General features: G+C 70.6%; 3 protein-coding genes. All 3 read right to left on the bottom strand.

What is annotated here, in order from left to right:
- Window positions 1-1,112 (bottom strand): PQQ-binding-like beta-propeller repeat protein (locus tag K2X24_RS16685; protein ID WP_292499463.1); only part of this gene is annotated, 1,112 nt, incomplete at its 3' end.
- 58 nt (window positions 1,113-1,170) lie between these two features.
- Window positions 1,171-1,707: an ankyrin repeat domain-containing protein gene (locus K2X24_RS16680; protein WP_292499462.1), complete on the bottom strand. Its 537-nt coding sequence runs from the start codon at window positions 1,705-1,707 to the stop codon at window positions 1,171-1,173.
- A gap of 101 nt (window positions 1,708-1,808) precedes the next feature.
- Window positions 1,809-3,368: a glycosyltransferase family 61 protein gene (locus K2X24_RS16675; protein ID WP_292499461.1), complete on the bottom strand. Its 1,560-nt coding sequence runs from the start codon at window positions 3,366-3,368 to the stop codon at window positions 1,809-1,811.
- Between the last annotated feature and the right edge of the window lie 245 nt (window positions 3,369-3,613).

Raw genomic sequence — 3,613 nt, 5'->3', positions numbered from 1 at the left:
GGGCCCTTCGGCGTCGGCTGGTCGAGGAGGAAGGGCGGGCTCGCCACGTCGTAGCCCCACTCGTCATGGGGGACCTGCTGGTAGTGCCAGCGCAATTGCCCGGTCCGGACGTCGAGGGCGACGAGGCTCATCGTGTAGAGGTTGTCGCCCGGCCGCGAGAGACCGAAATTCTGGGGCGCGGGATTGCCGGTGCCGACATAGATCAGCCCGAGCGCGGCATCGTAGGCCGGCGTCATCCAGAGGGAGCCGCCGCCGACCCGCCAGGCCTCGCGGTGAGCGGGCGCGGCGGCCTTCTCGGCGGCAATGTCGCGGTGCAGCGCGACACCGTCCGGTGTGGTCGCGGAAAAATCGCCTTCCCAGCCATCCGACTTGGTGACGTACCAGCGCCAGCGCTCGGCGCCCGTGGCCGCGTCGTAGGCGGCGAGCCAGCCGCGTCGGCCGTAGCCGCCCTCGATGCCGACGACGGCGCCTCCGTCGAGGCCGCCCTTGGCGTCCTCCACGTGAAGGCCGTAGCCCGCCCCCGCCACGCCCACGATGACGAGGCCATTAGCGACGAGCGGCGGCATCTTGAATCCGAGCCGGCTCGAACCCTGCACCCCGTTGGCCCCGAGGGTGTCGGCCAGGGCCGAGGCTGTCTCCGACTCTCCCTCCTCCGGCCGCACGGCCTCGTGGTCCCACAGCACCTTGCCCGTGGCGGCGTCGAGGGCGATCACCCGGCCGTCCATGGTCGCCTCGAAGACCTTTCCGTCGGAGACTGCGACGCCACGGTTCGAGGGCGGCCCGAAGATCTTCTCCGTCCGCGCCTTGTGCACGTAGGTCCAGAGAACCCGGCCGCTGCGCGCGTCGAGGGCCGCCACGTGGTTCTGGGTGGTCGAAACGTACAGGGTGGTGCCGACCACCACGGGCTCGGCCTGGAAGTAGCCGGTGATCCCGGTCTGGAAGATCCAGGCCGGGCGAAGGGTCTTCACGGTGGACCGGTCGATCTGCGTCAGGGGCGAGAAGTGCTGGTTGGTGTGGTCGCGCCCGAACATCGGCCAGTCCTCGGCCAGGACCGGCCCAGAAGGGACACCGGCGAGGAGGGCCGCGACGGCGGCGGCATGTCTGATGCGCATCGGTGTGTTTCCTCGCATGGCCGCGCCGTGATCGCGCGTACCGTCAACCCGCAGTGGCTCAGACGGCGGTCGATCGTTTCGCCGTGGCCAGTTGCAGGGGCGTGTCGGCGGCCCCCATCGACTGGGCCATCTCGGCGGCGGTGAGGCCGGCGCCGTCGCGCCGGTCCGGATCGGCCCCGTGCGCCAGCAGCAGGGCCACCATGTCGGTGCGGTTGAACATCGCCGCCGTCATCAGGGCCGTGCGCGTGCCGCTGCCCGTGCCGTCCACCTGCGCCCCATGGGCGAGGAGGAGCGCCGCCATGTCGAGGTCGCCCTTGAAGGCCGCGCCGGCTAGCGGCGTCTGGCCACGCACGTTCGCGAGCTCCGGGTCGCCGCCATTCTCCAGGATCACCCGCGCGGTCTCGCCCTGACCGTTATAGGCCGCGAGCATCAGCAGGCTGTCACCCTTGTCGTTGCAGAGATTGGCCGGGAGGCCCTGCGCGAACAGGTCGGCGAGGTCCGCCGCGTGGCCCATGCGGGCGAATTGGAAGACCCGGCCGGCGAAGGCCAGGGTTTCGGCGTCGAGTTCGGGCTTTTGCGGGGCGTCGGTGTCCATCGGGATGTCCGCTGCTGTTCCTGGTGCCCCGGGGCACGGGCGCCGAGCCGAATCTATGGCTATCCGGCCGAGAGTCGAGGAATTGCCGACCGGCGTCGCCCTCAGAGGGCGTGGCGGTCGAGGACAGCGCGGAGCGTATCGATCGGGATGGTGTAATCGGAATGCATGCCCTGGTCGGGCGACAGGCTGGTGCCGTGCAGAGAAACGTACGTGCCCCGCTTCAGTCCGACGAGGTCGAGGAAGAAGTCGTCCAGCATGTCCCGGTTGGTGAGCATGAGGCAGCGGACGCCTTCGGGCGCGAAGGCGAGATTGCTCAGAGCCGCGCCCATGCTTCCGACGACGAAGCGCGCGGCCGCGAAGATCTGGACCTGCCGCGCGAAGCTCTCCGTCTCGGGATGCACCACGCGGTAGCCGCGCTCGCGCAGGAGGGCGATCACCGCATCCTCGTTGGCGAGGCGGCGCCGGCCGCTCCGGTTGCGGCTGACATAGATCCGTTCGGGGAGCGGCTCCGGCGGTGGTCCGATCCGACGCCGCAGGTCGAAGGCCGCATCGATCACCAGGGGCGACTTGACGAAGGGCTGCCGGGTGACCGGGGTCGGGTAGACCAGTTCCTCGAAGACGACCTCGCGATGGTTGAGCCGGACGATCCGGTCCGGCCCGATGCCCAGGACGGCCAGGGATTGCCGGTAGATCGGCTCCATGGCGACCGACGCCTGAACGGTGACATTGGCCCCGTCGAGGAGCCCGGCGCGCTGGGCGACGTGGAGCCGGGGCAGGCATTCGATGAGCCAGTGTCCGTAATTCTCACCCCACATCTGCCACAGGTGCACCGTGCGCCCGGCGATCCGGCGCGGGCGCGGCAGGGTGTGATGCACCTGCCCGGTTCCGTCCGCCTGCAGGGACAGGGCCCCCAGAAAGTCGGTTCGGTCGCGATTGATCAGGCTCTCGTCGACGATGGCGTCGCCGACCTGGACGATGCCGTACCCGAACACGACGGCGTCGCGGTAGCGATAGACGCGCGCCTCGGGCGGCGTGACCTCACGCCCGGCATAGTGCGCCACCGTCTCGTCGATCCAGGAGGGCGCATCGATGATCTCGGCGAGCGGGCGCCGATAGGTCGGGGCCGCGATCGTCACGGCCGCCGGTGCGGGGATCTCCGCCGCCGGCCTGACGCGGATCGGCGTCGGCTCCGATGCGGGTTTGACGAACAGGCGGTAGCCCATGCGGCGCTGGCCCGGGACGTCCTCGGCGGGCAAGAGCCCGGCCGTGGCGAATCGGCGTTCGAGAACGGGGTTCAGGGGCGTGGGGCCGGCGCGGCGTTCCCCCGGCAAGGCCCTGGCGCGTACGGCGTACACGCCACCCCGTGCGAGTGCGCCGTGCAGCACCGTGAGCGCCCAGGCCTGGGCGAGCGCGCCCCGCTGACGCTGGTCGATGACGAGGTTCGGGCCGTGGAACGCGGCGAGGGACCGCAGCCAGCGCCGGTCGCCGATGTCACCGCAAGCGACGGTGATCCCCGGCGGTGCGGCGTCCGCCAGGGCGGGATTTCCGGTCACGAGGCAGATCGCCGTGTGGACGAAATGGGCCTGGAAGTTCAGCAGGTCGGGATCGATCCGATCGCACAGGATCAGCATCGCGCCCGGTTGCGTGGCCAGGCGCAGCACCGGAGGCGTCGGGAGGAGGCGTGCCAAATCGCCCCGTGCCCGCCCGTCCGCCGGGGCGGACCGGAACCGCGACCAGATCTTGCCGCTCCGGGCCCTTTTCCAAGCGGAGGCCAGGAACCATACTTGCACCATGCCGACTCCGAAGAAGCCCCGCGACGCATCCGAGACGAATTCGCGCGCCAGACCATCCGGCGCCCGAGCCTCCGATGCCCAGGCCTCCAGTGCCAAAGTCTCCGACGCCAAGC

The organism is Methylobacterium sp., assembly GCF_019750675.1.
Taxonomy (GTDB): Bacteria; Pseudomonadota; Alphaproteobacteria; order Rhizobiales; family Beijerinckiaceae; genus Methylobacterium.
Note: the sequence above shows the minus strand (reverse complement) of the source record. Positions and strands in the feature narration are given on the sequence as shown.

Bases quoted from the DNA above. Each gene is read 5' to 3' on its own strand.
- K2X24_RS16680 (WP_292499462.1), bottom strand. From the start codon at position 1,707: ATGGACACCGACGCCCCGCAAAAGCCCGAACTCGACGCCGAAACCCTG.